At 64.8% G+C, this 227-nt stretch carries 1 pseudogene; it reads right to left on the bottom strand.

What is annotated here, in order from left to right:
- Positions 1-227: pseudogene (locus EOB49_RS36100) on the bottom strand (3-oxoadipyl-CoA thiolase); the annotation flags it as partial.

The raw sequence follows: 227 nt of genomic DNA, 5'->3' as shown, positions 1-227 counted from the left end.
TGACTGTGCCGCCTTGCCGAAACGGCGTCGGCAGCTTGGCCAGCGCCTCGACCGTTGAGCCAGCGCGGGGGTGTTCATCCTTGCTGACAATGATCGCATCGCCCTTGCGCTGCGGGATGGTCACTGAGGTGATCTCCTTCGCCAGCCTTCCATTGGCTTGGGCCGCGACCGCCTTCTCCTGGCTGCGCACGGCAAAGGCGTCCTGGTCGGCGCGTGACACCGAAAAA

This window comes from Mesorhizobium sp. M7A.F.Ca.MR.148.00.0.0 (genome assembly GCF_003997735.1).
In the GTDB taxonomy this organism is placed as follows: Bacteria; Pseudomonadota; Alphaproteobacteria; order Rhizobiales; family Rhizobiaceae; genus Mesorhizobium.
Note: the sequence above shows the minus strand (reverse complement) of the source record. Positions and strands in the feature narration are given on the sequence as shown.